We start from the raw sequence: 26,805 nt of genomic DNA, 5'->3' as shown, positions 1-26,805 counted from the left end.
GCACGGCAGCCGGTTCGCGTTCCAGCAGCACCGGATCCAGCAGGTGTTCCTCGAGCAGGCCGCGACGCGGGTCGCGGTTGAGCTCATCGAGCAGTTGCTGCACCGTCGACTGGCCGTCGCCGACGATGAAGATCGGCTCGCCACGGGCGGCCGCGGCGAGCTTGCCGCCGACGATCAGCAGCCGGTGCTCGAGTCCGCTGACATAGCGCTCGACCAGGACCCCGCTGCCTTCGTCGAGCGCGACCTTGTAGGCGGTCTCGATTTCCTCGCGGGTGTTGAGGTCGATGAACACCCCGCGGCCGTGGTTGGCGTCGCAGGGCTTGACCACCACCGGCAGGCCGATGTCCTCGGCGGCGTCCCAGGCGTCTTCTGGGCTGTCGACCAGGCGCCCTTCGGGCACCCGCAGGCCGCAGTTCTCGAGCAGGGTCTTGGTCAGGTCCTTGTCGCGCGAGATGCTCTCGGCGATGGCGCCGGTCTGGTCCGACTCGGCGGTCCAGATACGGCGCTGGCGGCAGCCATGGCCGAGCTGCACCAGATTGCCTTCGGACAGGCGGATGGTCGGGATGCGGCGTTCCTCGGCGGCATCGACGATGCAGGCGGTGCTGGGCCCCAGGCACAGCTTGTCGACCATGCCGCGCAGCTTCTCGAGCGCTGCCTCGACGTTGTAGGGGCGGTCCTCGATGGCGGCCATGACCAGGTCGCGGGCGGCGTACAGAGCCGCACGGGTGACCGTTTCATGGCGCGCGCGTACCACCACCTTGTATACCCCGCGCACATTGGTCTCGCGCGCCTTGCCGAAACCGCCCGGCAGGCCGGCCAGGTTCTGCAGCTCGAGCGTGACGTGTTCGAGGATGTGACCGGGCCAGGTGCCTTCGCGCAGGCGTTGCACGAAACCGCCGCGCACCTCGTAGCTGCAGCGATGCTCGATCAGCGTGGGCAGCCAGGTGGTCAGGCGGTCGGTGAAGCCGGGAATGGTGTTGGACGGGAAATCTTCCAGTTCGCCAATGTCGATCCACACCTCGAGCGCCGAACGGTAGGTCCAGATGTTGGGACCTTGCAAAGGCAGGAAACGCAGGAATTCAATGTTTTTCATAGCTTGAGGTGTGCCGATTGTTGCGTGTCGATTGGTCTTGTTGCCGCTAAGCCGGCGTTTCTATTATTGGTCGGACAGAATTATTCGGTCAGGATTCCGTCAGAATAACGCATGCTCCAGTAACGTGCCGGGCCGCATTTGGTTTACTGCAGTGAGCAAAAAGGCAAGTCAGCCCGCTTTGATGAAAAACGGCAACATTGTGGCAGAGCACCGGCTCCGCGTGCGCGGCCTGCCACAAAAAAAGTGGTGGTACACCAATTGCCTGTCTGTCGCGTTAAGTCCTCTGCGCTGTCCGCACTGACCGCTCTTGAACGGGGCATCCGGACGGCGCCGGCGCTGCGCTATAATCGCGCGCTGCTCGCAGTCGGTTGTCGGGGGGACGCCAGGCAGACCTGGCGCATCGACCATCTGTAGAAGTAATACCGCTCGCAACGGGCGCAACTCTGCCTTTAAATGACTACTGACACTATCTATTCCGCACAGTCCAGCCTGCCCGAACGCTGGAAGACGGAAACCCAGGCCCGCCTGGCCGCCGGCGAGAACATCGTCGCCTGGCTGGAGCTGGACCTCGATACCCAGCTGCACTTCAGGCCATCGCTGCTGGTGGCGACCGAAACGCGCCTGCTGGCCAACCGTCCGGGGGGAGCCGACGGCCAGCTCTGGCAGGAGTGGGACTACCGCGCCGACCTGTCGCTCAAGCACATCGACCATGCCGGGGTGGGCACGCTCGAATTGTGCGATACGCACGGCCGCCTGGCGCTCTGGCGCTATACCCTGGCACACAATCCGCAGTCGCTGCGCCTGATCAAGCTGTTCGAGCAGCAGCGCGACCTGGCTGCCTCCGGCATTACGCCCGACGACGAGGGCGGCGATCTCTGCCCGCAATGCAAGGCGCCGATTCCCGAGGGCCAGGAAAGCTGTGCCATTTGCCCGGAAGCCAAGGAAGCGCCGCCGTCGACCTGGGCGCTGTTTCGCCTGTCGCGCTTCGCCAAGCCCTACAAGGGCTCGCTGCTGCTGGGCTTCGTGCTGACGCTGGCCTCCACCGCCGCCACGCTGGTGCCGCCCTACATGACGATGCCGCTGATGGACAACGTGCTGATCCCGTTCCAGAACGGCGCGCCGATCAACGTCGGGCTGGCCACCAAGTACCTCAGCGGACTGCTGGCCGCCGCGCTGCTGGCCTGGGCGCTGGGCTGGGCGCGCACCTACATCCTGGCGCTGGTGTCGGAGCGCATCGGTGCCGACCTGCGCACCAGCACCTACGAGCACTTGCTGCGGCTGTCGCAGGAATACTTCGGCGGCAAGCGTACCGGCGACCTGATGGCCCGCATCGGCTCCGAAACCGACCGCATCTGCGTGTTCCTGTCGCTGCACCTGCTCGACTTCGCCATCGATGTGCTGATGATCATCATGACGGCGGCGATCCTGATCTCGATCAATCCCTGGCTGGCACTGGTGACGCTGCTGCCGCTGCCGTTCATCGCCTGGATGATCCACGTGGTGCGCGACCGCCTGCGGCATGGCTTCGAGAAGATCGACCGCATCTGGTCCGAGGTGACCAACGTGCTGGCCGACACCATCCCCGGCATCCGCGTGGTCAAGGCCTTCGCCCAGGAAAAGCGCGAAGTGGACCGCTTCCGCGAAGCCAATCGCCACAACCTGCTGGTCAACGACCGGGTCAACAAGATCTGGTCCTTGTTTACCCCGACGGTGACGCTGCTGACCGAGATCGGGCTGCTGGTGGTGTGGGTGTTCGGTATCTGGCAGGTCTCCGGCAACCAGATCACGGTCGGTGTGCTGACCGCCTTCCTGGCCTATATCAGCCGTTTCTACACCCGCCTGGATTCGATGAGTCGCATCGTGTCCGTGACGCAGAAGGCCGCTGCCGGTGCCAAGCGTATCTTCGACATCCTCGACCATGTATCGAGCGTGCCGGAGCCGGCCAACCCGGTGCATATCGAGAAAGTGCAGGGCGCCATCGAAGTGCGCAATATCGGCTTTCGCTACGGCAACCGGGCGGTGATCCGCAACATGAGCTTGAACATCGCGCCGGGCGAGATGATCGGCCTGGTCGGTCACAGCGGCTCCGGCAAGAGCACCATGGTCAACCTGATCTGCCGTTTCTACGATGTGTCCGAAGGCGCGATCCGGGTCGATGGCGTCGATATTCGTTCGCTGCCGATTTCGCAATATCGTCGCAACATCGGGCTGGTGCTGCAGGAGCCTTTCCTGTTCTTCGGCACGATCGCCGAGAACATCGCCTACGGCAAGCCGGAAGCGACCCGCGAGGAAATCGTCGCCGCCGCCCGTGCCGCGCATGCCCACGAATTCATCCTGCGCCTGCCGCAGGGCTACGATTCGCTGGTCGGCGAGCGCGGCCAGGCGCTGTCGGGCGGCGAGCGCCAGCGCATCTCGATTGCGCGCGCGCTGCTGATCGACCCGCGCATCCTGATCCTGGATGAAGCCACGTCATCGGTCGACACCACCACCGAGAAGGAAATCCAGAAGGCGCTGGACAACCTGGTCAAGGGCCGCACCACGATTGCCATCGCCCACCGCCTGTCGACGCTGCGCAAGGCCGATCGCCTGGTGGTGCTGGACCGCGGCCAGGTGGTGGAAGTGGGTAACCACGAAGAACTGATGGCGCGCGAAGGTCACTACTACAAGCTGTACCAGGCGCAGGCGCGCAATCCGGATGGCGAAGCCGAGGTCTCGGTCAGCCAGGCCGAGGGAGGGGTTTGAACATGAGCACTGATATCGGACAGGCGCTGCTGGCGCTGCGCCTGCGGCGTAACAACTTCGGGCGCCTGGTGCTGGTCGACGCCGACGGCGTGAGCCACGAGAACGTAATCCCGGTGCGGGCCTTCCCGATCGGGGCGCCCGATCATGGCATTTCCATCGTCAGCAGCGACGGCCATGAACTGGCCTGGATCGACCGTTTGCAGCAGGTCGGCGGGGAAGTGCGCAGCCTGATCGAGGAAGAACTGGCCAGCCGTGAATTCATGCCCGAGATCGTGCGCATCGACAGCGTCTCGACCTACGCCACGCCCAGCGACTGGACAGTGCAGACCAGCCGCGGTCGCACCACCTTCACGTTGCGGGGCGAGGAAGACATCCGGCGCCTGCCGCAATCGGCCTTGCTGGTGGCCGACAGCCACGGCATCCAGTTCCTGGTGCGCGACCTCAAGGCGCTGGACAAGCATAGCCGCAAGATACTGGACCGCTTCCTGTGATCCGCGATACGCCCTGGGTATCCCCGGGGCGAACGGCACCCCTCAAAAGGTTTCGTCGGGGCGCAGGTAGCGCCATTGCCCGGTCGGCAACTCGCCCAGCTTGACGCCGCCGATGCGCACCCGCTTCAGTCCCACCACCTTCAGGCCCACCATGTCGCACATGCGGCGGATCTGGCGTTTCTTGCCTTCGCGCAGCGTAAAGCTCAACTGGTCTTCGTTCTGCCACACCACCTTGGCCTGGCGCAGCGGCTTGCCATCCATGACCAGGCCGTGGTTGAGGCGCTTGAGATCATGCTCGGGCAGGCGGCCAGGCCGGGTGTACTGCACCCGCACCAGGTATTCCTTGTCGACCGACGAGTCCTCGCCGATCAGGTGCTTGGCGATGCGGCCGTCCTGGGTCAGCACCAGCAAGCCGACCGAGTCGATATCCAGGCGGCCGGCCGGCACCAGGCTGCGCAACTGGCGCGGGTGATATTGCATGTCGCAATCGTCCTCGCTCCAGCGCGACTCGGCGTTGACCAGGGTCACCGCCGGCTTGTAGCCGTCCTCGGCCTGGCCGCTGACGAAGCCCATCGGCTTATTGATCAGGATCGTCACGCGCTGCGCCTGTTCGGCGCTGGCCTGGCGCTCGACCGTCACCTTCTGGTGCGGCAATACCTTGCTGCCCAGCACCGAGACCACCACGCCATCGACGCGCACCCAGCCTTTTTCTATCCATTCGTCGGCTTCGCGGCGCGAGCAAAGGCCGAGTTCGGACATGCGTTTGGAGAGGCGGACGGGTTCGGTCATGGCTTGCCTTGCGTGAAACGGGTGTGAATGGGGATGGAAAAGGCCGGCTGCGACGCCGGCGCCCGGGATTGTAAATGTTAACGGCTCAGATGCGCAGTGTCTGCAGCAGATCGGTTTCGAGCATGATCTGGATGCGTGCCTGGGACAGGCCCGGCCCGTCGATCAGGAACACGTCCTCGACCCGCTCGCCCAGCGTCATCACCTTGGCGGTATGCAGGTTGATGCGGTACTTGGCCAGCACATTGGAAATCGAATAGAGCAGTCCGGCGCGGTCGTTGGCCGACACCGACAGCAGGTAGTACTGGCCGCGCTCGTCGGGCCGCAGGTCGACCGACGGATTGACCGGGAAGGTGCGCGACAGGCGCGACAATCGCGCCTTCGACGGCGGCGGCAGCCCGGTGCTCGACTGCAGCAGTTGCGCCAGTTCGTGCTCGATGAGGTTGATGATGTCGCGGTAGTTCTTGGCGAACACGGGCGCGTTGATCAGGAACGCGTCGAGCGCGTAGTTCTTCTGCGTGGTGTGGATCTTGGCATCGAAGATGCTGAAGTTCTTCTGGTCGAAATAGCTGCAGATGCGGGCAAACAGGTCTGGCTGGTCGGGCGTGTAGACGGCTACCTGCACGCCTTCGCCGATGGGGGCCAGGCGGCATCGCACCAGCGGCACGGCGCTGTCGATCTTGTCGTGGAAGCAGCGCGTCTGCCAGGCGATATCGGAGGCGTCGTGACGCAGGAAGTAGGCCACGTCGAGCTGCTTCCAGAACTGCACATGGGCGTCGGCCGGCAAGCCATACAGGCGCAAGGTCTTGATCGCTTCCTGCTGGGTGTTCTTCAGTTCGCGGTCGGCCGACGGCGCCTCGCCGCCCAGCGCCCGCAGGGTCATGCGATAGAGGTCTTCCAGCAGCTTGCCCTTCCAGGCGTTCCATACCTTGGGGCTGGTGCCGCGGATGTCGGCCACGGTCAGCAGGTAGAGCGCCGTCAGGTGGCGTTCGTCGCCGACCAGCCGGGCAAACTGGGCGATCACCTCGGGGTCCGACAGGTCCTGCTTCTGCGCCACGTGCGACATGGCCAAGTGGCGTTCGACCAGGAACACGATGAGCTCGGTGTTTTCTTCCGAGATGCCGTGCTGCTGGCAGAACTGGCGGGCATCGACCATGCCCAGGGTCGAGTGGTCGCCGCCGCGTCCCTTGGCGATGTCGTGGAACAGCGCAGCCACGTACAGGACCCACGGCTGGCCGAAGTTGGCCATCAACTGGCTGCAGAACGGATATTCGTGGGCATGCTCGCTCATGGTGAAGCGGCGCACGTTGCGCACCACCATCAGGATGTGCTGGTCGACCGTATAGACGTGGAACAGGTCATGCTGCATCTGGCCCACGATATGCCGGAAATTGGGCAGGTAGCGCCCCAGCACGCTGGAGGCGTTCATGCCGCGCAGGGCATGGATGATGCCGCGCTTGCCCTGCATGATCTGCATGAACAGGCGATGGTTCTCGGGGTTGTTGCGAAACGCGTTGTCGATCTTGAAGCGGGCATGCCACAGGGCGCGCATGGTGCGCGCCGAGAGGTCCTTGAGCTCGGGGTGCTGCGAGCGCACCAGGAACACCTCCAGCATGGCCGACGGCGTCTGCTCGAACACGTCGTCATGGGCGATGTCGACGAAGCCGTTGACTTCGTTGAAGCGGTCGTTGATGCGCTTGGGCACGATCTGCTGCGGAAACAGGTGGCCCTCGATGTTCTGCAGCAGGATGGTGTTGAGCTGCACCACCGCCTTGGCCGCCCAGTAATAGCGTTGCATCAGGTATTCGCTGGCGCGGCGGGTGTCGGTGGTCTTGAAGCCGAAGGTCTCGGCGATCGGGGTCTGGATATCGAACACCAGCCGGTCTTCGCGGCGCCCGGTATAGATGTGCAGGCGGATCCGGATGTCCTTGAAGGCGCGTTCCTTCTGGCGCAGCTGGCGCGCTTCGGTGGCGGTGAGCATGCCGTGCTCGGCCAGCCTGGTCCACGAATCGCCCAGTCCGGCCGCACGCGCCACCCACAGGATCACCTGCAGGTCGCGCAGGCCGCCCGGGCTTTCCTTGCAATTGGGTTCCAGGCTGTACGGGGTGTCTTCGTACTTGATGTGGCGCTGGCGCATTTCCAGGGTCTTGGCCTGGAAGAAGGCCAGCGGGTCGAGGGCCGCGTGGTAGCGCTCCTGCAATTGCTTGAACAGCACGCGGTTGCCGCAGACCAGCCGCGCTTCCAGCAGGCTGGTCTGGACCGTGATGTCGGCCGCCGATTCATCGATGCATTCGTCGATGGTGCGGATGCTGTGGCCGATCTCGAGCCCGATATCCCAGAACAGTTGCACCAGGGTCTCGAGTCTTTCCTTTTCCGCGGCATCGGGCGCGTGCGCCAGCAGCACCAGCACATCGACGTCGGAATGCGGAAACAGCTCGCCCCGTCCGTAGCCGCCCACCGCCACCAGCGCGGCGTCGGCCGGCATGTCCAGCGCCCGCCAGGCTTCGCCCAGCGCCTCGTCGACATTGCGCCGCAACTGGCTCAGCAGTTGCTCCGGCTTGTGGTTGGACTGGAACGTGTCGATGACCTGCTGGCGAGCCAGCTTGAGTCGTTTCTTGAGCGTGACGGCGAGGTTGGGCATCGGCGTGTAGAGGAGTGAAGGCAGCGGAGAGGGCGCGGCCGTATTAGCAGGTTTCATGCCCAGGCCCAGGCCCAGGTCGCGTGCCCCCGCACGACGGCCTGGGCCCGACTCAGGCGGCGATGCTCGCCGGCTGCGCAATGAAGGCCGGCGGCGCCGGCATGCCGGGCGACACCGTCAGGATCTCGTAGCCGGTCTCGGTGACCAGCACGGTATGTTCCCATTGCGCCGACAGGCTGCGGTCCTTGGTCTTGATGGTCCAGCCGTCGGGCATTTCCTTGATCTCGCGGCGACCGGCGTTGATCATCGGCTCGACCGTGAAGATCATGCCTGGCTGCAATACATCGAGGGTGCCGGGGCGGCCATAGTGCAAGACCTGCGGCTCCTCGTGGAACACCTGGCCGATGCCATGGCCGCAGAACTCGCGCACCACGCTGTAGCCGGCCTTCTCGGCATGCTGCTGGATGACGTGGCCGATGTCGCCCAGGTGGGCGCCCGGCCTGATCTTGCTGATGCCCAGCCACATGCATTCGTAGGTGATCTCGGTCAGGCGGCGCGCCAGGATCGACGGCGGGCCGACGAAGAACATGCGGCTGGTGTCGCCGTGGTAGCCGTTCTTGATGATGGTGACGTCGATATTGAGGGCGTCGCCGCTCTTGAGTACCTTGTCGCTGGGAATGCCATGGCAGATCACGTCGTTGATCGAGGTGCACACGGCCTTGGGGTAGGGCGTGTAGCCCGGCGGGCAGTAGTTGAGCGGAGCCGGGATGCTGTCCTGGACGTTGGTCATGTACTCGTGGCACAGGCGGTCGAGCTCGGCGGTGGTGACGCCCGGCTTGACAAACAGCGTGATGTAGTCGAGTACCTCCGCGGCCAGGCGACCGGCGATGCGCATGCCCTCGATGTCGGCCGCAGTCTTGATGATGATGTTACTCATGATTCAGTCGCAATTCGTTGTAGAACGTCAAAGCCGAATTATAGTCGAGACGCCCGCTGCGTGTCGGGCGCCATGCCGCACGCAGGCGGCGGATGCGCGACGACGGGCGTCGCCGCCGGATCGTTTCCGTCTTGTCATACCCCTTGAACAAAATGGTGCACTTGAGTACAATGCCGGGCTAACCTGAAATCGGGTTGGCGAGGTCAAGGCCGGATGCGGGTTGTTGCGCAAGCAACGGCGCGTGCAGGCAGGGCTCGGGAAGTACGCAGTATCCATAGAGCAACATCACTTGAAACGCGAATCCGTTCGCCAAAGGGTGTCCGGCCCATGCCGGATGACCGAGCGGATTCCAGACCAAACCCTGGAGAAATTCATGTCTGTCACAATGCGCGAAATGCTGGAAGCCGGTGTCCACTTCGGTCACCAAACCCGTTTCTGGAACCCAAAGATGGCACCGTTCATCTTCGGTCACCGCAACAAGATCCACATCGTCAACCTGGAAAAGACCCTGGGCCTGTTCCAGGAGGCGACCAAGTACGTTCGTCAACTGTCGTCCAACCGCGGCACCATCCTGTTCGTCGGCACCAAGCGCCAGGCACGTGAAATCCTGGCTGGCGAAGCCCAGCGCGCAGGCGTGCCTTTCGTCGACCAGCGCTGGCTGGGTGGCATGCTGACCAACTTCAAGACCATCAAGACCTCGATCAAGCGCCTGAAGGACATGGAAGCGTCGATCGAAGACGGTTCGGTCGAGAAGCTGTCGAAGAAGGAAGGCCTGCTGTTCCGTCGCGAACTGGAAAAGCTGCAGAAGTCCATCGGCGGCATCAAGGACATGGGCGGCATTCCTGACGCCATCTTCGTCATCGACGTCGGCTACCACAAGGGCGCCATCACCGAAGCCGCCAAGCTGGGCATCCCGGTCATCGGCGTGGTCGATACCAACCACTCGCCAGAAGGCGTGAACTACATCATCCCGGGTAACGACGACTCGGCCAAGGCCATCGCACTGTACGCACGCGGCATCGCCGATGCGGTCCTGGAAGGCCGTGCCAACGCCGTCAACGACGTGGTTGAAGCAGTCAAGGGCGACGAATTCGTCGAGGTCAGCGAGCAGGCATAATCTGCTTTTTCGCTGAGGCAGCACAAAAAGGGGTGACAGCGGAACACGCGGTGGCCCCTTTTTTTTGAGTCAATTTTCTAGTTTCACTCGCGTCGCCCGTGGCGGCGCGTCCCAGTCAGGAGAACGAATATGGCGGCAATTACTGCAGCAATGGTAGGCGAACTGCGCGCAAAGACCGATGCGCCGATGATGGAATGCAAGAAGGCACTGACCGAAGCCGACGGCGACATGGTCAAGGCCGAAGAGCTGCTGCGCGTCAAGCTGGGCAGCAAGGCCTCCAAGGCCTCCTCGCGCATCACCGCCGAAGGCGTGGTGGCAACCTACATCGCCGGCAACGTCGGCGCGCTGGTCGAAGTCAACTGTGAAACCGACTTCGTGACCAAGAACGATGAATTCATCGCGCTGGTCGACGCCGCCGCCAAGCTGGTGGTCGAGGCCAACCCGGCCGACCTGGCCGCGCTGGCAGCAGCCAAGCTGCCCGATGGTCGTACCCTGGAAGAAGTGCGTACCGAACTGATCGGCCGTATCGGCGAAAACATGTCGATCCGTCGCTTCCAGCGCTTCGAGACCTCGGCCAAGCTGGCGTCGTACCTGCACGGCACCCGCATCGGCGTGGTGGTCGAATTCGATGGTGCCGACGACCAGGTCGGCAAGGATGTGGCCATGCACATCGCCGCCATGAAGCCGGTGGCATTGTCGTCCGAGCAAGTTCCGGCCGACCTGATCGCCAAGGAGCGTTCGGTGGCAACCCTGAAGGCGGCCGAATCCGGCAAGCCAGCCGATATCGCCGCCAAGATGGTCGAAGGTTCGGTGCAGAAGTACCTCAAGGAAGTGTCCTTGTTCAACCAGGCTTTCGTGAAGAACGACAAGCAAAGCGTCGAACAGATGCTCAAGGCGACCAACTCGAACGTGAAGGCATTTGTCATGTACGTGGTCGGCGAAGGCATCGAGAAGAAGCAGGATGACTTTGCTGCCGAAGTGGCAGCGCAGGTGGCTGCGGCAAAGCAGGCACAGTAAGCGTGACAAGAAAGCGGGCCGAGAGGCCCGTTTTTTTAAGCCCGTCTCCGGAACTTTCGAGCTGGGCCGCATCTATCGTCAGGGCTTGTCCGATCCACTCGGTCAGGCAATGACTGACGATGCGAACGAAGTCGTTTGGCGCAGCAGTACAATCAAGCAAGTGTCCGCTGGTTTTTCGCGGCGAACCGCGCCGTTCGCCATCGCGAGCTATCCCAAGCGGGCCATTCAAAGCATTTCAAATCGGATAGAACACGGAGCCCTGCAATGACAACACCTGCCTATAAGCGCGTACTCCTCAAACTCTCCGGCGAAGCACTGATGGGCGACGACGCCTACGGTATCAATCGCGCGACCATCGAACGCATGGTCGCGGATGTGGCAGAAATCAGTAATCTGGGTATCGAGCTGGCCATCGTCATCGGTGGCGGCAACATCTTCCGTGGCGTTGCCCCTGGCGCCCAGGGCATGGATCGCGCCACGGCCGACTACATGGGCATGCTGGCCACTGTCATGAATTCGCTGGCACTGGCCGACGCCATGCGCCAGGCCGGCCTGACCGCTCGCGTGATGTCGGCCATCGGCATCGAACAGGTGGTCGAGCCCTACGTCCGCCCCAAGGCGCTGCAATACCTCGAAGAAGGCAAGGTCGTGGTGTTTGCCGCCGGTACCGGCAACCCTTTCTTCACCACCGATACCGCAGCGGCATTGCGCGGTTCGGAGATCGGTGCCCAGATCGTGCTCAAGGCCACCAAGGTCGACGGCGTCTATACCGCCGATCCCAAGAAGGATCCGACCGCCACCCGTTATTCGTCGATCTCGTTCGACGAGGCCATTTCCAAGCACCTGCAAGTGATGGATGCGACCGCCTTTGCGCTGTGTCGCGATCAGAAGCTGCCGATCAAGGTGTTTTCGATCGTCAAGCCCGGTGCCTTGAAGCGCGTCGTGATGGGCGAGGACGAAGGGACCCTGGTCCACGTCTGAGCCTGATCGGGATTGGCAGGTGACGCCGGCCCCGTGATCGGGGCGTCAGGCGTTACAATGCGCCGGCCATGTCGGCATTTTTCGTTTGCATCTGCGTTCCGGTCGCCGGAATCGAAGATGAGTTTCTACCGCATCAAGTTAGGAGAGCAGCATGAGTGTCGCTGACGTCAAGAAAAATAGTGAACAGAAAATGAGCAAGTCGATCGACCAGCTCAAGGCCAACCTGGCCAAGGTGCGCACCGGTCGCGCCCACACCGGCCTGCTGGACCAGGTCACGGTCGATTACTACGGTAGCAGCACCGGGCTGTCGCAGGTGGCCAACCTGACCCTGATCGACGCTCGTACCATCGGCGTGCAGCCGTACGAGAAGAAAATGGTGGCGGTCATCGAGAAGGCCATTCGCGAGGCCGACCTGGGCCTGAACCCGGCCACCCATGGCGAGCTGATTCGCGTGCCGATGCCGGCGCTGACCGAAGAACGTCGCAAGGAAATGGTCAAGCTGGTCAAGAACGAGGCCGAAGACGCCAAGATCGCGGTGCGCAACATCCGTCGCGACGGCAACGAGGCCTTGAAGAAGCTGGTCAAGGACAAGGTCGCATCGGAAGACGACGAGCGTCGCGGCCAGGACGACATCCAGAAGCTGACCGACAGGTTCGTCGCCGAGATCGACAAGCTGGTCGGCGAAAAGGAAAAGGAAGTGATGACGGTGTGACGTCGTCGCAGGTTCCGGGCCGGCAAGGGTGGGGCGCTCATGCCCGCGGCCTGCCGTCCCATCCGCAGGGCGCGCGTCTGCCGGTGGTTTGCCGTTTGTGCAGATGGTTTGTCAAAGCGTCCGCGGCCCGCTACCATGGCGTGACATATGCCATCCTGGCACCAGGGCAATAAGGCACTAAATAATATTCATGAAGCATCAAAGCTCAACTCTTGCGGTTCCGGACATATCCGCGGTTCCGCGTCATGTTGCCATCATCATGGACGGCAACGGACGTTGGGCAACCAAGCGTTTCCTGCCGCGCGTGGCCGGCCATGCCAAGGGCGTGGACGCCGTGCGCGAGATCGTCGAGGCCTGCGCCGTGCGCGGCGTGGAGTTCCTGACCCTGTTTGCGTTCAGTTCCGAGAACTGGCGCCGCCCGGCCGATGAAGTGTCGGTGCTGATGCGGCTGTTCATGACGGTACTCGAGCGCGAGGTGGGCAAGATGGCAGTCAACGGGATTCGCCTGAGGATCGTCGGCGACATGAGCCGTTTCGATCCCAAGCTGCAGGAGATGGCCGTGCGGGCCGAGGCGCAAACGGCCGGCAACTCGCGCCTGACCCTGACGGTCTGCGCCAACTACGGCGGCCGCTGGGACGTCATGCAGGCGGTCGGCAAGATGATCCGTGCCAACCCGGGCGCCAGCGACTTCTCCGAGGCAGAGCTGGCTCCTTACCTGGCCATGGCCTATGCGCCCGAGCCGGACCTGTTCATCCGCACCGGCGGCGAGCAGCGAATCTCCAACTTCCTGTTGTGGCAACTGGCGTACAGCGAACTGTACTTCACCGACACCTTCTGGCCCGACTTCGACGCGCGCGCGCTGGACCTGGCCATTGCCTCCTATCAACAACGCGAGCGCCGCTTCGGGCGCACCAGTGCCCAGGTACTGGACCAGAAAAAGGCTTCCTGATGCTCAAGACGCGTGTCATCACGGCGTTGATCCTGCTGGCGATCCTGTTGCCTATCCTGTATTTCGATTTCTTCCCGGCATTCGCCATGGCGGTGCTGGTGTTCTTCGCCGCCAGCGCCTGGGAGTGCTTCAGGCTGTTCAAGAGCCCGCGCCCGGCGGTGTGGGCGGTGTTATGGACGCTGGTGTTCGCGGTGATCCTGTTCTACAGCGGCATGCCCAGCGTGCGCTCGCTCTACATGCTGTGCGTGGCACTGTGGGTGATCCGTTTCGTGCCCGGCCTGCGGTTCGGGTTGCCGCCGTTCGAGGCTTTTTCGAACCGCCTGCTCAACGGCAGCTACATGGTGGCGATCCTGGGTTGCTTCGTGGCCATCGTCGATCTGTTCCACCGTGCGCCGCTGTACCTGCTGTCGGTCATGGCGGTGGTCTGGGTGGCCGATATCGGTGCCTATTTCGCCGGCAAGGGCTTCGGCCGCCACAAGCTGGCGCCCAGCATTTCGCCTGGCAAGTCCTGGGAAGGCGCCGTCGGCGGCTGGCTTGCGGTGCTGGTCATCTCGGCTGCGGTGGCGATGTCGATCGGGCTGGGCGAGACCTTCCAGTATCGGCTGTTCGAGCGCTGGGGCTGGCTGGGCTTCGTGGCCGCGCTCACCGTGATGGCCGCCGCCAGCGTGGTGGGCGACCTGTTCGAATCGCAACTCAAGCGTCGTGCCGGCATGAAGGACAGCAGCAACCTGCTGCCTGGCCACGGCGGCGTGCTCGATCGCATCGATGCGCTCATCCCGGTGCTGCCGCTGGCGGCGCTGATCGACCTGTGGCTGGCGGCGCCTTGAGCGACGCCGGCCGGCCAACCGGAATTTCCATGCAGTCCATCAGTATTCTCGGATCCACCGGGTCCATCGGTGTTTCCACGCTGGACGTGATTGCACGTCATCCCGAGCGTTATCGCGTTCATGCACTGAGTGCCCATACGCGGGTGGCCGAGCTGGCCGCCCAGTGCGAGCGTTTCCGACCCGAGGTCGCGGTGGTCGGCGGTGCCGCCGCCGCCGTCGAGCTGTCGCGGTTGCTGGCGGGCAAGGGCCTGCGCACCGAGGTCGCCCATGGTGCCCAGGCGCTGTGTGCCATTGCCGCCGCCGACGGCTGCGACATGGTGATGGCGGCCATCGTCGGCGCTGCCGGCCTGGCCTCGACCCTGGCGGCGGCACGCGCCGGCAAGAAGATCCTGCTGGCCAACAAGGAAGCGTTGGTCATCTCGGGCCAGTTGCTGATGGACGCGGTGGCCGCGCATGGCGCCACGCTGCTGCCGATCGACAGCGAGCATAACGCCATCTTCCAGTGCCTGCCGGCAACCTATTCGCGCGCCCTGGCGCCACATGGGGTCGAGAAGATCATGTTGACCGCCTCCGGCGGTCCCTTCCTGCTGCGCGATGTCGATACGCTGCATGCGGTCACGGTGGAAGAGGCCGTCGCCCATCCGAAGTGGGTCATGGGCCGCAAGATATCGGTCGACTCCGCGACCATGATGAACAAGGGCCTGGAAGTGATCGAGGCGCACTGGCTGTTCGGCGCCCCGGCCGATCGCATCGAGGTAGTGATCCACCCGCAAAGCGTGATCCATTCGATGGTCTCGTACGCCGACGGCTCGGTGCTGGCGCAAATGGGCAACCCCGACATGCGCACGCCGATCGCCCATGCGCTGGCCTGGCCCGAGCGGATCGCCTCGGGCGTGGCGCCGCTGGACCTGGCGCAGGTGGCGCAACTGTGCTTCACGCGGCCCGACATGCGCCGCTTCCCGTGCCTGGAACTGGCGTATGATGCCTTGCGCGCCGGCGGTACCCAGGCCGCGGTGCTCAATGCCGCCAACGAAGTGGCGGTGCAGGCCTTCCTCGACCGCAGGATCGGGTTCAGGATGATCGATCAATTGAATCAACGGGTCATGGATGCGCTGCCCAACCAGGCCGCGACCGACATCGACACGCTGCTCGGGCAGGATGCGGCAGCGCGCGCCCGTGCCGAAGCCTTCATCACCCAATGACATTGCTGCATACCCTGTTGGCCTTCTTCGTCGCGCTCGGCACACTGGTGGTGGTGCACGAGCTGGGCCATTACCTCGTGGCGCGGTGGTGCGGCGTGAAGGTATTGCGTTTCTCGGTCGGCATGGGACGGGTCGTCTGGTCGCGCCGGTTCGGCCGCGACCAGACCGAATGGGCGCTGTCGATCCTGCCGCTGGGCGGCTACGTCAAGATGCTCGATGCGCGCGAGCAAGACCTGGGCGAGCTGCCCGAGGCCGATCTCAAGCGCGAATTCACCCGGCAATCGGTCTGGCGCCGTATCGCCATCGTGGCCGCCGGCCCGATCGCCAATTTCCTGCTGGCCATCCTGCTGTTCGCCGGGCTCTACATACATGGCGTGCCGGAGCCGGTGCCCACGCTGCGCGCGGCGCCCAGCCAGAGCGTGGCGGCCCAGGCCGGGCTGCGCTCGGGCGACCGCATCGTCGCCATCAACGGCGAACCGGTCCAGGTCTGGTCCGAGGTGCGCTGGAAGCTGATGCAGCTGGTGCTGGAAAACGGCGGTGGAGGCAATGGCGTCCAGCGTGCGGCGCGGCTCGATGTCGCGCGCGCCGAGCCCGGCCGCGCCGACAAGTCGGTCGCATCGGTGAGCCTGCCGTTGTCGACCGTCTCGAGCAACGACCTGGAGGGCGACTTCCTGACGCAGCTGGGCCTGGCGCTGGCGCGTCCGCCCGCGGTCTTGGGCAAGATCATGGACGGTCCCGCCAAGCAGGCCGGCCTGCGTACCGGCGACCTTGTGCAGCGTATCGATGGCGTGGCGGTGCAGGACGGCCTGGCGTTCGTCGAGAAGGTGCGCGAATCGGCGGGCAGGTCGCTGGCGTTGCAGGGCCTGCGCGATGGACAGCCGTTCGCGCTGGTGGTCACACCCGAGAGCGTCGACGACAGTGCCAGCGGCAAGCAAATCGGACGCATCAAGGTCGAGGTGCCGCTGGCGCCCGAGATGGCCGTGGTGGGCGATGGCCCGCTGGATGCGCTGGCCAAGGGCGCGCGGCGCACCTGGGATACCAGCGTCATGACCATCAAGATGATCGGCAAGATGATCGTCGGCCAGGTCTCGTTGAAGAACATCACCGGACCCATCACGATTGCCGACTATGCCGGCCAGACTGCACGCGTGGGACTGGTCAGCTACCTCAGCTTCCTGGCCTTCATCAGCATCAGCCTGGGCGTGATGAATCTCTTGCCGATCCCGGTTCTAGATGGCGGTCATTTGCTGTATTATGCGCTGGAGATTTTGACAGGGCGGCCCGTTTCCGAGCGGTTTGGGGAAATCGCTCAGCGCGCCGGCCTGGGAATATTGATGGCGTTGATGTTGGTGGCAGCTTTCAACGACATCGTGCGCCTGATGCTTTGAAGGCGCTGTAAAGGCATGTTGGAACCCGTTTTGGGTGAAACAGATTTTCAGGATAGATCCGGCCTGATGGCACGTTGCACCCACCCCGGTGGAGCGCGCCAAACCGGATTTTTTACCATTTGCCGGCCGACCCCGATGGCAGTTGTTAAGCAATTGGCAATGGATTGCGATCCGTTTTCAATTGCTTACCAGTATCTTGTCAGGCAGTGCCAGCGAACACACTGTTGATGAACGATAGATGAAATTACACCCTGCGCAATACCCCATCCCGACCATCTCGCGCCGCCTGATCGCCGCTGCCGCCTTTGCCCTGTGCTCCAGCCAGGCGATGGCGGTGCAGCCGTTCGTGGTCAAGGACATCCGCGTCGAAGGCATCCAGCGTACCGAAGCCGGCACCGTGTTCAGCTACCTGCCAGTGCGCGTGGGCGACACCTTCACCGATGAAAAGGGCACCGCCGCCATCAAGGCGCTGTACGCCACCGGGTTCTTCCGTGACGTGCGCATCGAGTCCGAAGGCGAGGTGCTGGTGGTGCAGGTGGTCGAACGCCCGGCCATCGCCAGCGTCGACTTCTCCGGCATCAAGGAATTCGACAAGGAACAACTGGGCAAGGCGCTCAAGGAAATCGGCGTGGCCGAGTCGCGCATCTTCGACCGTTCCCAGGTCGACCGCGCCGAGCAGGAACTGAAGCGCCAGTACCTGTCGCGCGGCCTGTATGGCGCCAAGGTGGCCACCACCGTCACGCCGATCGAACGCAATCGCGTGGCCATTACCTTCAACGTCGACGAAGGCGAGGTCTCGCGCATCAAGCAGATCAACTTCGTGGGCAACAAGGTGTTCTCCGACAGCACCCTGCGCGACCAGATCAAGCTGACCACGCCGGGCTGGTTTACCTGGTACACCAAGGCCGACCAGTACTCGAAGGAAAAACTGCAGGGCGACATCGAGACGCTGCGCTCGTACTACCTGGACCGCGGCTACCTCGAGATGCAGGTGGAGTCGACCCAGGTGTCGATCACGCCCGACAAGAAAGACATCTACATCACGGTCAACATCAAGGAAGGCGAGAAGTACACCGTCTCCGGCATCAAGCTCGAGGGTGAGATGTTCGGCCTCGACCAGGAGCTGGCCGGCCTGCTGCAGTTGAAGCAGGGCGATACCTATTCGGGTTCCAAGCTTACCGAAAGCACCAAGAAGATCGGCGAGCGCCTGGGCAATTTCGGCTACGCCTTCGCCAACGTCAACGCCAACCCCAATGTCGATCGCGACAAGAAGGAAGTCGCCTTCACCATCATGATCGACCCGGGCAAGCGGGTCTACGTGCGTCACGTCAACATCGCCGGCAACACCAAGACGCGCGACGAAGTGATCCGCCGCGAGTTCCGCCAGTTCGAGGATTCGTGGTACGACGGCGAGAAGATCAAGCTCTCGCGCGACCGCGTCGACCGCCTGGGTTACTTCAAGGAAGTCAACATCGACACGCCCGAAGTGCCCGGTTCGACCGACCAGGTCGACGTCAACATGCGGGTCGAGGAAAAACCGACCGGCAACATCATGCTGGGCGCCGGCTTCTCGCAGTCCGACAAGTTGAGCCTGACCGGTTCGATCTCGCAGGAAAACGCCTTCGGCAGCGGCAACACGGTCGGTATCGACGTCAACACCAGTTCGCGTTATCGCACGGTGTCGGTGTCGACCACCAACCCGTACTTCACCGATGACGGCATCAGCCGCACCTACGAAGTTTACCTGCGTACCATCCGTCCCTCGACCTACGCCACTGGTGACTACCGGGTCAAGACCCTGGGCGGCAGCGTCAAGTTCGGCGTGCCGTTCTCGGAACTGGATCGTGTGTTCTTCGGTATCGGCATCGAAAGCACCGACGTCAGCACCGACACCACCAGCCCGACGCTGTATCGCCAATACGTGCGCGACTTCGGCAGCAAGGGCGCCGCGGGGTGCGACGTCACATCGCTGACCAACGATTGCGGCATCGGCAGCGCCCGCACCACCAGCATCCCGCTGACGGTGGCGTGGCAGCGTGACGGTCGTGACAGCGCCCTGGTGCCCACCAGCGGCCAGTTCATGCGCGCCAACCTCGAATTGTCGACCCTGGGCACGTTGAAGTATTACCGTGCCAGCTACCAGCACCAATACTTCAAGCCCATGTTCAGCAAGGCCGTGACGCTGGCATTGAATGGCGAACTGGATTATGGTCGTGGTTTCGGCGGCAAGCCTTACCCGGTCTTCAAGAACTACTATGCCGGTGGTATCGGTACCGTGCGCGGCTACGAAGCCTCGTCGCTGGGTAGCCTCAAGGACCAGTACGGCGACTCAATGGGCGGCGCCTCGCGCCTGTATGCCAACGCCGAGTTACAATTCCCGTTCCCGGGTTCGGGTCAGGACCGTACCTTGCGCTGGTTCACCTTCGTCGACGGCGGCAACGTCTTCGCCGATCGTGAAAACATCAAGTTCAACGACCTGCGCTATTCGACCGGTATCGGTATCAGCTGGGTATCGCCGATCGGCCCGCTCAAGCTGAGCTACGGCAAGCCGTTGAACCTGAAGACCGGCGACAAGTCACAGAGCTTCCAGTTCCAGTTGGGTACCGGTTTCTGATCGTACCCGGAGATGGTCCGGCGCCGTGCGCCGGATGTCACGTGTGATGCACCACCCGCATTGGCGGGCAACATTGAATTTTGTTCGGAGACTACCTTGAAGTTCATTTCCAAATCGTTCCTGTCCCTGCAGACCGTCGTGATGGCAGCCTGCCTGTTGAGTTTCTCGCCTGCGCACGCGCAGCAATCGACCAAGATCGCGTTCGTCAGCACCGAGCGTATCTTCCGCGAAGCAGTGCCGGCCAAGGCGGCCCAGACCAAGCTCGAGCAGGAATTCGCCAAGCGCGACCGCGACCTGCAAGACCTGGCCGCACGCCTGAAGGCGCAGTCCGACAAGCTCGACAAGGATTCGTCGGTGCTGTCCGATTCGGATCGCGCCAAGCGCCAGCGCGACCTGTCCGACCTCGACAAGGAATTCCAGCGCAAGCAGCGCGAGTTCCGTGAAGACCTGAACCAGCGTCGCAACGAAGAGCTGGCCGTGGTGCTGGAACGCACCAACAAGGTCATCCGCCAGATCGCCGAAGCCGAGAAATACGACATCGTGTTCCAGGAAGCGGTGTACGCCAGCAAGAATATCGACATCACCGACAAGGTGCTCAAGGAACTGGCGAAGTAATCGCAGTTGACGATGCGGGCGCGAGGACTTGAACGTCCCGCGCCCGCATCGTCGCTTTCGGGGCCGTCATCGCGGGCTTGTCCGCCATGGCGGCACATGCATATCTGGCGCGGTCGAAGCGGCCGCGCCAGGCTTTTGAACATGGAAAGGCCGAGATGAGTATTCGACTGGCACAATTGGTCGAGCGCCTGGGCGGGCAACTGAAGGGTGACGGGCAGGTCGCCGTGCGCGGCATCGCGCCCCTGGATGCTGCCGGCAGCACCGAGATCACCTTTCTTTCCAATCCCCGGTTCCGGGCCCAGGCCGAGCAGACGCAGGCCGCCGCGCTGATCCTGTCCGAGGCCGACGACGCGCAAGTGCAGGGCTATGCCGGCGCGCGCATCGTGACGGCGAACCCGTACGCCTATTTTGCCCGCGCCGCGCAATGGTTCGAGCAGCTCGCCGCGCCCGAAGTCGCGCCCGGCATCCATCCCAGCGCCTGGGTCGACCCGCTGGCGCAGGTTGCGGCCAGTGCCGTGATCGGTCCGCACGTGGTGATCGAGGCGGGCGCGGTCATCGGCGAGCGGGCCCGCATCGATGCCGGCAGTTTCGTGGGACGCGGGGCGCGGGTTGGCGACGACACCCATTTCCACGCACGCGCCACCTTGCACCATGGCTGCGAGATCGGCGCCGGCGGCATCGTCCATTCGGGCGCCGTGATCGGCGCCGATGGTTTCGGTTTTGCCAACGAGGCCGGCCAATGGATCAAGATTCCACAGGTCGGCCGGGTGATGATCGGCGCCGACGTCGAGATCGGCGCCAATACCACCATTGATCGCGGGGCACTGGCCGATACCGTGATCGAAGAGGGCGTCAAGCTCGATAACCAGATCCAGATCGCCCATAACTGCCATATCGGCGCCCACACCGCCATCGCCGCATGTGCCGGCATCGCCGGCAGCGCCAGGATCGGCAAGTATTGCTCCATCGGCGGCGCGGCCATGATCCACGGCCACATCACCATTGCCGACCGGGTCCATGTCTCGGCCGGCACGCTGGCATTGCGGTCGATCCTGGAGCCGGGCCAGTACACCGGTTTCTATCCCATCGCCGAGCATCGCGAATGGGAAAAATCTGCCGCCCTGGTGCGCAATCTGGGCTCAATGCGTGAGAAAATCCGGGCGTTGGAAAAAACGCTCAAGACGTTAAACAAGGCCGACCAGGCCGCGCCGCATGACGTGGCGTCGGCGGCGCCACAGAATCAAGAAGATAAATGAACACCCTCGACATCAACCAAATCAAAGAGTACCTGCCACACCGCTATCCACTGCTGCTGGTCGATCGCGTGCTGGACTGGGAAAGCGGCAAGTCGATCACCGCGCTCAAGAACGTGACCGTCAATGAAGAATTCTTCAATGGCCACTTCCCGCACAAGCCGGTGATGCCGGGCGTGCTGATGATCGAGGCGCTGGCGCAGACGGCTGCGCTGCTGTCGTTCCTTACCGAAGGTCGCAAGCCGGACGAAAACACCGTGGTCTACTTCCTGGGTATCGACAACGCACGCTTCAAGCGTCCGGTCGAGCCGGGCGACCAGCTGAAGATGAAGGTCGAGATCACCCGTTGCAAGCGCGGCATCTGGCAGTATCGCGCCGAAGCCAGCGTGGACGGGCAACTGGCCGTCGAAGGCGACCTGATGTGCACCATGCGCAGCGCCGCCGACGCCAGCCAGAAGGCCTGAGCGCGGGACCCGACATCGCATTGACCAGGCCCGGCCAGGGATCGACACCGATCCGGCCGGGCCTTGTACCTTCAACTCCCACTTTCGAACTCCCAGCCAGGCCAAGGATATGACCAGGATCCATCCCACCGCAGTGATCGCCCCCGGCGCGCAGCTCGATTCGTCCGTCGAGGTCGGCCCCTATGCCGTGATCGGTGCCGATGTGCGCATCGACGCCGGCACCCGCATCGGGCCGCACGTGGTCATCGAAGGCCACACCACCATCGGTCGCGACAACCAGATCTTCCAGTTCGGTTCCATCGGCGCCGCGCCGCAGGACAAGAAGTACGCCGACGAGCCCACCCGGCTCGAGATCGGCGACCGCAACAGCATCCGCGAATTCGTTACGTTCAATCGCGGCACCGTGCAGGATGGCGGCGTCACCCGCATCGGCAACGGCAACTGGATCATGGCCTACGTCCATGTGGCCCACGACTGCCAGTTGGGCAATGACATCATCCTGGCCAACAATGCCACCCTGGCCGGCCATGTGCACCTGGGCGACCATGTGTTCCTGGGCGGCTTCACCACGGTGCACCAGTTCTGCCGCATCGGCGCGCATGCGATGACCGCTTTCACCGCCGCCGTCAGCCAGGATGTGCCACCGTTCGTGACCGCCGCCGGCAACCGCGCGGTGCCGGCCGGCATCAACAGCGAAGGCCTCAAGCGGCGCGGCTTCAGCAGCGAGCAGATCATGGAGATCAAGCGCGCCTACAAGGTGATCTATCGCTCCAGCCTGCCGCTGGAGCAAGCGCGACAGGAACTCGAACGCATGGAGCAGCAGTCGACTACGGGCGCCATGCACCTGCGCGTGCTGCGCGAATTCGTCGCATCGTCGTCCCGTGGCATCATCCGCTGACGACGCCCGCCAGCTGTCCATCGCACTGGTGGCCGGCGAGAGCTCGGGCGATGTGCTCGGCGAGCGGCTTCTGGCAGGCTTGCGCCAGCGCGTGCCTGATGCGCGCCTGCACGGCATCGGCGGGCCGCAGATGAGTACCCATGGTTTCGTCAGCGACGAGCCGATGGACCGGCTGACGGTGCGAGGGTTGTTCGAGGTCATTCCCAAGTACCGCGAGCTCAAGGGGATCCAGGACGCGCTGCGCGACCGCCTGTTGCGGCAGCGCCCGGACGTCTTCGTCGGGATCGACTATCCCGGCTTCAACCTGGGCCTGGAAGAGCAGCTGCGGCGTGCCGGGATTCCGACGGTACATTACATCGGTCCGCAGATCTGGGCCTGGCGCGGCGGTCGCATCAAGAAGATCAAGCGCGCCGTGTCGCACATGCTGGTGATCTTCCCCTTCGAAGAGGCGATCTACCGCCAGGCCGGCGTGCCGGTCACCTATGTCGGCCACCCGCTGGCCGAAGTGATCCCGATGACGCCCGATGTGGCGGGCGCACGCGCGCGCCTGGGGGTGGATGGGCCGGGGCGGGTGGTGGCGATCCTGCCCGGCAGCCGCATGAGCGAGCTCAAGCTCAACGGCGACGGTTTCCTGGCGGCAGCCCGATTGCTGCGCCAGCGTGATCCGCAACTGCAGTTCGTCGCCCCGATGGCCGGCGAGCGCCAGCTGCAGGCGTTCGCCCAGCAGATCGCCCAGGGCCGCTACGACGACCTCGCCATCAAGCTCATCGCCGGCCAGTCGCACAGCGCCATGGAAGCGGCCGACGCGGTGCTGGTGGCCTCCGGCACGGCCTCGCTGGAGGTGGCGTTGTACAAGAAACCGATGGTAATCTCGTACAAGGTCATGTGGGCCTCGTACCAGATCATGCGGCACATGGCCTACCAGCCATGGGTAGGCTTGCCCAATATCCTGGCACGGGAATTCCTGGTGCCGGAACTGCTGCAGCACGATGCGACGCCGCAGGCATTGGCCGACGCCATGTGGCACCAGCTCGAAGACCATGGCCACCAGCAATTGCTGGTGCGTCGTTTTACCGAAATGCACCATGCGCTGCTGCGCGACAGCAGCCGCGCCGCCGCCGCCGCCGTGGCCGACGTCATCGGCCGCCGCGCGCGCTAGCATCAACGAAGGAAGATCCATGCCCCGCATCAAGACCGGCCAGCCGCCACCACCCCAGACCCTGTCGCTGTTCGATTACGCCGGAGAAGTCATCTGCGGCGTGGACGAGGCCGGGCGCGGGCCGCTGGCCGGCCCGGTGTTCGCGGCGGCGGTGATCCTCGACCCGCAGCGTCCGATTGACGGCCTGCGCGACTCCAAGAAGCTGTCCGAGGCGTCCCGCGACAGCCTGGCATTGCACATCAAGCGCCATTCGCTGGCCTGGGCGATCGCCTCCTGCACCGAGCAGGAGATCGACCAGCTCAACATCCTGCAGGCCAGCATGCTGGCCATGCGCCGCGCCGTGGAAAGCCTGGCCACCATGCCCACGCTGGCGTTGATCGACGGCAACCGGTGCCCCGTGATGACGATACGCTCCGAGGCCATCGTCAAGGGCGACGACAAGGTACCGGCCATCTCGGCCGCATCGATCCTGGCCAAGACCGCGCGCGATGCGGCACTGATGGTGCTGCACGACAGCTACCCGCACTACGGTTTTGACCGCCACAAGGGTTACCCGACACCGCTGCACCTGGAGCGTCTCAAGCTGCACGGCGTGTCGCCGGTGCATCGCCGCTCGTATGCACCGGTCAAGGCGCTGCTGGGCCAGCCCGGGATGATGCTGGGCCAGCCCGAGGTGATGCTGGGCCAGCCCGGGGTGCCGCGATGAGCGAGCCTGCTTCGTCCCGGCTGCTGACGTCCAAGGACAATCCGCGCTTCAAGCAACTGCGGCAACTCGCCGACAGTGCCCAGGCGCGGCGCCGCGCCGGGCTGGCGCTGCTCGATGGCGTGCACCTGGCGCAAGCCTGGTTGCAGCATCGTGGCGCGGCCCAGCTGTGCGTGGTGGACCAGGCGGCCCAGGCGCATCCCGAACTGGCGCCTATCCTGGCGCGCTGCGAGGCGCTGCGCACACCCTGCCTGGTATTGGCCAGCGCCCTGTATCGCGCGCTGAGCCAGGTCGAGAACGGGGTCGGCCTGTTGCTGGTGGTGCCCACGCCGGTATTGCCGGCGCCGGCGCTGCTGCAAGGCTCGGCGGTGCTGCTCGATGGTTTGCAGGACCCGGGCAATTTCGGTTCGGTCCTGCGCAGCGCCGCGGCGGCCGGCATCGGCCAGGTATTCTGCGCCGCGGGCACCACCGCAGCCTGGTCGCCCAAGGTCTTGCGCGCCGGCATGGGTGCCCATTTCGTGCTCGATATCCACGAGAACGTGGACCTGGCCGCGCTGTGCGCCGCCAGCGCGGTGCCGGTGCTGGCCACCAGTTCGCATGCCGCGCAGACGATCTACCAGTGCGACCTGTCGCAACCGGTGGCCTGGCTGTTCGGGCATGAAGGGCAGGGCGTGTCGGCCCCGCTCATGGCCTTGGCCACGCAAGAGGTGGTGATCCCGCACCTGGGCCAGATCGAGTCGCTCAATGTAGCGGCCGCCGCCGCCGTTTGCTTCTTCGAGCAGGTGCGCCAGCGCACCGTCGAGTACTGACATGGGCATCCCCGGCGACAATCTCGCGCTGCAAGACTTCTTCAGCGGTGCCTGGATCTTCGACAGGTCGATATGGGGTGCCGACGAGACGGTGCAGGCGCAGGCGTCCGGGGCATGCGAATTCAGCCGGCTCGCGCCCGACCTGCTGCGCTATCGCGAGCATGGCACGCTGCACATGGCGCAGGGGCGGCCGATCGCCTTCACCCGCCTGTTCGATTATCGTTTCGATGCCCACGGCGTGATGGTGTCGTTCGCCGATGGCGAGCGCGCCGGCCAGCCTTACCAGCATTACGTGCTGGACGGCAACCGGCTGGCGCCGGCGGCACAGCACCTGTGCGGCGCCGATTGCTATACCGCCAGTTATCTGCTGGAGGCGGCCGGCCAGTTCCAGCAGCAGACCTGGATCCGCGGGCCGCACAAGCATACGCGCCTGCTCACCACCTACCGGCGCGCCGGGAGCTAGCGCGTCTCGGGTTTGAGTTCCTGCAGGATGGTGGCGGCGATCTCCTCGATCGACTTGGCCGTCGACGACATCCAGCGTATCCCTTCGCGACGCATCATGTTCTCGGCTTCATTGATCTCGTAGCGGCAGTTCTCGAGCGCGGCATACTTGCTGCCCGGGCGCCGTTCGTTGCGCACCTCGGCCAGGCGTTCGGGGGCGATGGTCAAGCCGAAGATCTTCTTCTTGTACATGGCCAGGCCACCGGGCAGCTTGTCGCGTTCGAAGTCGTCCGGGATCAGCGGATAGTTGGCCGCCTTGATGCCGAACTGCATCGCCAGGTACAGGCTGGTGGGGGTCTTGCCCGAGCGCGACACGCCCACCAGGATGACATCGGCTTCCGACAGGTTCTTGTTGGACTGGCCATCGTCATGCGCCAGCGAAAAATTGATCGCCTCGATGCGGGTGCGGTATTCCTCCGAATCGGCGGTGTTGTGGCTGCGGCCGATGGTGTGGGTCGACTTGATCTCCAATTCCTGCTCGAGCGGCTCGACGAAGGTCTGGAACAGGTCCATGTGCATCGCCTTGGCCTGGCGGATGACCGACGACAACTCGGACTTGACCAGGGTCGAGAACACGATCGGCAGCTTGCCGTCGACCTGGAACGCATCGTTGATCTTGCGCGTGGCTTCATGCGCCTTGTCGATGGTGTCGATGAACGGCAGGCGCACCTGCTTGAAACGCAGCTCGAACTGGCTCAGCACCGAATGCCCGAGGGTCTCGGCAGTGATGCCGGTACCGTCGGAGACGAAGAAGACCGTGCGGTTGGCCGCCAGCATGGGGGCTGTGCGCGGAAGAGGCATGGGGTCGAGCATGATGTTGTCGCCAGTCAATATAAAAAAAGGAAGGTGCAATAACCAAAAATGATTTCACGCGGTACAATGCCCAGCAACTGATCGAGCAGCCCAACC

The 26,805-nt window shown here is 63.9% G+C and carries 24 protein-coding genes; 19 read left to right on the top strand and 5 right to left on the bottom strand.

Going from position 1 to position 26,805, the window contains the following annotated elements:
* Nucleotides 1-1,093, bottom strand: a 1,093-nt coding sequence (locus tag PMI40_RS16690; RefSeq protein ID WP_008117670.1) for an acetate--CoA ligase family protein, incomplete at its 3' end; no start/stop codon positions are given.
* A 453-nt stretch (nucleotides 1,094-1,546) separates the two neighbouring features.
* Here PMI40_RS16690 and PMI40_RS16685 point away from each other — a divergent pair.
* Together PMI40_RS16685 and PMI40_RS16680 are read left to right on the top strand one after the other, a co-directional pair.
* Nucleotides 1,547-3,835: an ABC transporter ATP-binding protein gene (locus PMI40_RS16685; RefSeq protein ID WP_008117667.1), complete on the top strand. Its 2,289-nt coding sequence runs from the start codon at nucleotides 1,547-1,549 to the stop codon at nucleotides 3,833-3,835.
* A gap of 2 nt (nucleotides 3,836-3,837) precedes the next feature.
* Entirely contained in the window at nucleotides 3,838-4,326 is a 489-nt protein-coding gene (locus tag PMI40_RS16680) for a DUF1854 domain-containing protein (protein WP_008117665.1), read from the top strand.
* Between the two features lie 42 nt (nucleotides 4,327-4,368).
* Here PMI40_RS16680 and PMI40_RS16675 read toward each other — a convergent pair whose 3' ends face one another.
* The 3 genes from PMI40_RS16675 to map all read right to left on the bottom strand — a co-directional run bounded on the left by PMI40_RS16675 (nucleotide 4,369) and on the right by map (nucleotide 8,687).
* Complete coding sequence (locus PMI40_RS16675) at nucleotides 4,369-5,115, bottom strand: pseudouridine synthase (RefSeq protein WP_008117662.1); 747 nt, start codon at nucleotides 5,113-5,115, stop codon at nucleotides 4,369-4,371.
* A gap of 85 nt (nucleotides 5,116-5,200) precedes the next feature.
* On the bottom strand, nucleotides 5,201-7,753 hold the full coding sequence (locus PMI40_RS16670) for a [protein-PII] uridylyltransferase (protein ID WP_008117659.1): 2,553 nt from the start codon (nucleotides 7,751-7,753) through the stop codon (nucleotides 5,201-5,203).
* Between the two features lie 109 nt (nucleotides 7,754-7,862).
* A complete protein-coding gene (gene map, locus PMI40_RS16665; RefSeq protein ID WP_008117656.1) occupies nucleotides 7,863-8,687 on the bottom strand; it encodes a type I methionyl aminopeptidase in 825 nt (274 codons plus the stop codon).
* A 373-nt stretch (nucleotides 8,688-9,060) separates the two neighbouring features.
* On the opposite strand from map, the gene rpsB reads away from it, so the two are divergent.
* The 17 genes from rpsB (at nucleotide 9,061) to PMI40_RS16580 (ending at nucleotide 25,858) form a co-directional block, all read left to right on the top strand.
* Nucleotides 9,061-9,804, top strand: coding sequence for a 30S ribosomal protein S2 (gene rpsB, locus PMI40_RS16660; RefSeq protein ID WP_008117655.1), 744 nt, complete (start codon nucleotides 9,061-9,063; stop codon nucleotides 9,802-9,804).
* Between the two features lie 129 nt (nucleotides 9,805-9,933).
* Nucleotides 9,934-10,821 carry a translation elongation factor Ts gene (gene tsf, locus PMI40_RS16655; RefSeq protein WP_008117653.1) on the top strand — a complete coding sequence of 296 codons (888 nt, stop codon included), beginning with the start codon at nucleotides 9,934-9,936 and terminating at the stop codon, nucleotides 10,819-10,821.
* Between the two features lie 264 nt (nucleotides 10,822-11,085).
* On the top strand, nucleotides 11,086-11,802 hold the full coding sequence (gene pyrH / locus PMI40_RS16650; RefSeq protein WP_008117651.1) for a UMP kinase: 717 nt from the start codon (nucleotides 11,086-11,088) through the stop codon (nucleotides 11,800-11,802).
* Nucleotides 11,803-11,953: 151 nt separating this feature from the next.
* On the top strand, nucleotides 11,954-12,514 hold the full coding sequence (gene frr / locus PMI40_RS16645; RefSeq protein WP_008117648.1) for a ribosome recycling factor: 561 nt from the start codon (nucleotides 11,954-11,956) through the stop codon (nucleotides 12,512-12,514).
* Nucleotides 12,515-12,704: 190 nt separating this feature from the next.
* Nucleotides 12,705-13,463 carry a polyprenyl diphosphate synthase gene (uppS, locus tag PMI40_RS16640; RefSeq protein ID WP_081496479.1) on the top strand — a complete coding sequence of 253 codons (759 nt, stop codon included), beginning with the start codon at nucleotides 12,705-12,707 and terminating at the stop codon, nucleotides 13,461-13,463.
* Nucleotides 13,463-14,290 carry a phosphatidate cytidylyltransferase gene (locus PMI40_RS16635; protein WP_008117644.1) on the top strand — a complete coding sequence of 276 codons (828 nt, stop codon included), beginning with the start codon at nucleotides 13,463-13,465 and terminating at the stop codon, nucleotides 14,288-14,290. The genes uppS and PMI40_RS16635 overlap by 1 nt, the downstream gene beginning before the upstream one ends.
* A gap of 29 nt (nucleotides 14,291-14,319) precedes the next feature.
* Nucleotides 14,320-15,492 carry a 1-deoxy-D-xylulose-5-phosphate reductoisomerase gene (ispC, locus tag PMI40_RS16630; RefSeq protein WP_008117642.1) on the top strand — a complete coding sequence of 391 codons (1,173 nt, stop codon included), beginning with the start codon at nucleotides 14,320-14,322 and terminating at the stop codon, nucleotides 15,490-15,492.
* A complete protein-coding gene (gene rseP, locus PMI40_RS16625; RefSeq protein WP_008117640.1) occupies nucleotides 15,489-16,880 on the top strand; it encodes an RIP metalloprotease RseP in 1,392 nt (463 codons plus the stop codon). Before ispC ends, rseP begins: the two co-directional genes overlap by 4 nt.
* 238 nt (nucleotides 16,881-17,118) lie before the next feature.
* Nucleotides 17,119-19,494: an outer membrane protein assembly factor BamA gene (gene bamA, locus PMI40_RS16620; protein ID WP_008117638.1), complete on the top strand. Its 2,376-nt coding sequence runs from the start codon at nucleotides 17,119-17,121 to the stop codon at nucleotides 19,492-19,494.
* 141 nt (nucleotides 19,495-19,635) lie between these two features.
* Nucleotides 19,636-20,109 (top strand): OmpH family outer membrane protein, encoded by a 474-nt coding sequence (locus PMI40_RS16615; protein ID WP_238540970.1) that lies wholly within the window; start codon nucleotides 19,636-19,638, stop codon nucleotides 20,107-20,109.
* A 155-nt stretch (nucleotides 20,110-20,264) separates the two neighbouring features.
* Nucleotides 20,265-21,365, top strand: a complete 1,101-nt coding sequence (lpxD, locus tag PMI40_RS16610; protein WP_008117635.1) for a UDP-3-O-(3-hydroxymyristoyl)glucosamine N-acyltransferase — start codon at nucleotides 20,265-20,267, stop codon at nucleotides 21,363-21,365.
* On the top strand, nucleotides 21,362-21,826 hold the full coding sequence (gene fabZ, locus PMI40_RS16605; RefSeq protein ID WP_008117633.1) for a 3-hydroxyacyl-ACP dehydratase FabZ: 465 nt from the start codon (nucleotides 21,362-21,364) through the stop codon (nucleotides 21,824-21,826). The genes lpxD and fabZ overlap by 4 nt, the downstream gene beginning before the upstream one ends.
* Nucleotides 21,827-21,935: 109 nt before the next feature.
* Complete coding sequence (lpxA, locus tag PMI40_RS16600; protein ID WP_008117631.1) at nucleotides 21,936-22,724, top strand: acyl-ACP--UDP-N-acetylglucosamine O-acyltransferase; 789 nt, start codon at nucleotides 21,936-21,938, stop codon at nucleotides 22,722-22,724.
* Entirely contained in the window at nucleotides 22,708-23,883 is a 1,176-nt protein-coding gene (gene lpxB / locus PMI40_RS16595) for a lipid-A-disaccharide synthase (RefSeq protein WP_008117629.1), read from the top strand. Before lpxA ends, lpxB begins: the two co-directional genes overlap by 17 nt.
* Nucleotides 23,884-23,902: 19 nt before the next feature.
* Entirely contained in the window at nucleotides 23,903-24,589 is a 687-nt protein-coding gene (rnhB, locus tag PMI40_RS16590) for a ribonuclease HII (protein ID WP_008117627.1), read from the top strand.
* The gene (locus tag PMI40_RS16585) at nucleotides 24,586-25,395 is read left to right on the top strand and encodes an RNA methyltransferase (protein WP_008117625.1); all 810 of its coding nucleotides are present in this window, start codon (nucleotides 24,586-24,588) and stop codon (nucleotides 25,393-25,395) included. The genes rnhB and PMI40_RS16585 overlap by 4 nt, the downstream gene beginning before the upstream one ends.
* 1 nt (nucleotide 25,396) lies before the next feature.
* Nucleotides 25,397-25,858: a DUF6314 family protein gene (locus PMI40_RS16580; protein ID WP_008117623.1), complete on the top strand. Its 462-nt coding sequence runs from the start codon at nucleotides 25,397-25,399 to the stop codon at nucleotides 25,856-25,858.
* On the opposite strand, the gene PMI40_RS16575 is transcribed toward PMI40_RS16580, so the two are convergent.
* Nucleotides 25,855-26,709, bottom strand: a complete 855-nt coding sequence (locus PMI40_RS16575) for a pyruvate, water dikinase regulatory protein (protein WP_040502230.1) — start codon at nucleotides 26,707-26,709, stop codon at nucleotides 25,855-25,857. The genes PMI40_RS16580 and PMI40_RS16575 overlap by 4 nt on opposite strands.
* Between the last annotated feature and the right edge of the window lie 96 nt (nucleotides 26,710-26,805).

Origin of the sequence: Herbaspirillum sp. YR522, assembly GCF_000282575.1 — a bacterium.
GTDB lineage: Bacteria > Pseudomonadota > Gammaproteobacteria > Burkholderiales > Burkholderiaceae_D > Herbaspirillum.
This window is presented reverse-complemented; position numbering and strand designations above follow the sequence as displayed.

What these genes read in the sequence shown, in the direction of transcription:
- PMI40_RS16685 (WP_008117667.1), top strand. Translation starts at nt 1,547, where the DNA reads ATGACTACTGACACTATCTATTCCGCACAGTCCAGCCTGCCCGAACGC.
- PMI40_RS16680 (WP_008117665.1), top strand. Translation starts at nt 3,838, where the DNA reads ATGAGCACTGATATCGGACAGGCGCTGCTGGCGCTGCGCCTGCGGCGT.
- PMI40_RS16675 (WP_008117662.1), bottom strand. Translation starts at nt 5,115, where the DNA reads ATGACCGAACCCGTCCGCCTCTCCAAACGCATGTCCGAACTCGGCCTT.
- PMI40_RS16670 (WP_008117659.1), bottom strand. Translation starts at nt 7,753, where the DNA reads ATGCCCAACCTCGCCGTCACGCTCAAGAAACGACTCAAGCTGGCTCGC.
- map (WP_008117656.1), bottom strand. Translation starts at nt 8,687, where the DNA reads ATGAGTAACATCATCATCAAGACTGCGGCCGACATCGAGGGCATGCGC.
- rpsB (WP_008117655.1), top strand. Translation starts at nt 9,061, where the DNA reads ATGTCTGTCACAATGCGCGAAATGCTGGAAGCCGGTGTCCACTTCGGT.
- tsf (WP_008117653.1), top strand. Translation starts at nt 9,934, where the DNA reads ATGGCGGCAATTACTGCAGCAATGGTAGGCGAACTGCGCGCAAAGACC.
- pyrH (WP_008117651.1), top strand. Translation starts at nt 11,086, where the DNA reads ATGACAACACCTGCCTATAAGCGCGTACTCCTCAAACTCTCCGGCGAA.
- frr (WP_008117648.1), top strand. Translation starts at nt 11,954, where the DNA reads ATGAGTGTCGCTGACGTCAAGAAAAATAGTGAACAGAAAATGAGCAAG.
- uppS (WP_081496479.1), top strand. Translation starts at nt 12,705, where the DNA reads ATGAAGCATCAAAGCTCAACTCTTGCGGTTCCGGACATATCCGCGGTT.
- PMI40_RS16635 (WP_008117644.1), top strand. Translation starts at nt 13,463, where the DNA reads ATGCTCAAGACGCGTGTCATCACGGCGTTGATCCTGCTGGCGATCCTG.
- ispC (WP_008117642.1), top strand. Translation starts at nt 14,320, where the DNA reads ATGCAGTCCATCAGTATTCTCGGATCCACCGGGTCCATCGGTGTTTCC.
- rseP (WP_008117640.1), top strand. Translation starts at nt 15,489, where the DNA reads ATGACATTGCTGCATACCCTGTTGGCCTTCTTCGTCGCGCTCGGCACA.
- bamA (WP_008117638.1), top strand. Translation starts at nt 17,119, where the DNA reads ATGAAATTACACCCTGCGCAATACCCCATCCCGACCATCTCGCGCCGC.
- PMI40_RS16615 (WP_238540970.1), top strand. Translation starts at nt 19,636, where the DNA reads ATGGCAGCCTGCCTGTTGAGTTTCTCGCCTGCGCACGCGCAGCAATCG.
- lpxD (WP_008117635.1), top strand. Translation starts at nt 20,265, where the DNA reads ATGAGTATTCGACTGGCACAATTGGTCGAGCGCCTGGGCGGGCAACTG.
- fabZ (WP_008117633.1), top strand. Translation starts at nt 21,362, where the DNA reads ATGAACACCCTCGACATCAACCAAATCAAAGAGTACCTGCCACACCGC.
- lpxA (WP_008117631.1), top strand. Translation starts at nt 21,936, where the DNA reads ATGACCAGGATCCATCCCACCGCAGTGATCGCCCCCGGCGCGCAGCTC.
- rnhB (WP_008117627.1), top strand. Translation starts at nt 23,903, where the DNA reads ATGCCCCGCATCAAGACCGGCCAGCCGCCACCACCCCAGACCCTGTCG.
- PMI40_RS16585 (WP_008117625.1), top strand. Translation starts at nt 24,586, where the DNA reads ATGAGCGAGCCTGCTTCGTCCCGGCTGCTGACGTCCAAGGACAATCCG.
- PMI40_RS16580 (WP_008117623.1), top strand. Translation starts at nt 25,397, where the DNA reads ATGGGCATCCCCGGCGACAATCTCGCGCTGCAAGACTTCTTCAGCGGT.
- PMI40_RS16575 (WP_040502230.1), bottom strand. Translation starts at nt 26,709, where the DNA reads ATGCTCGACCCCATGCCTCTTCCGCGCACAGCCCCCATGCTGGCGGCC.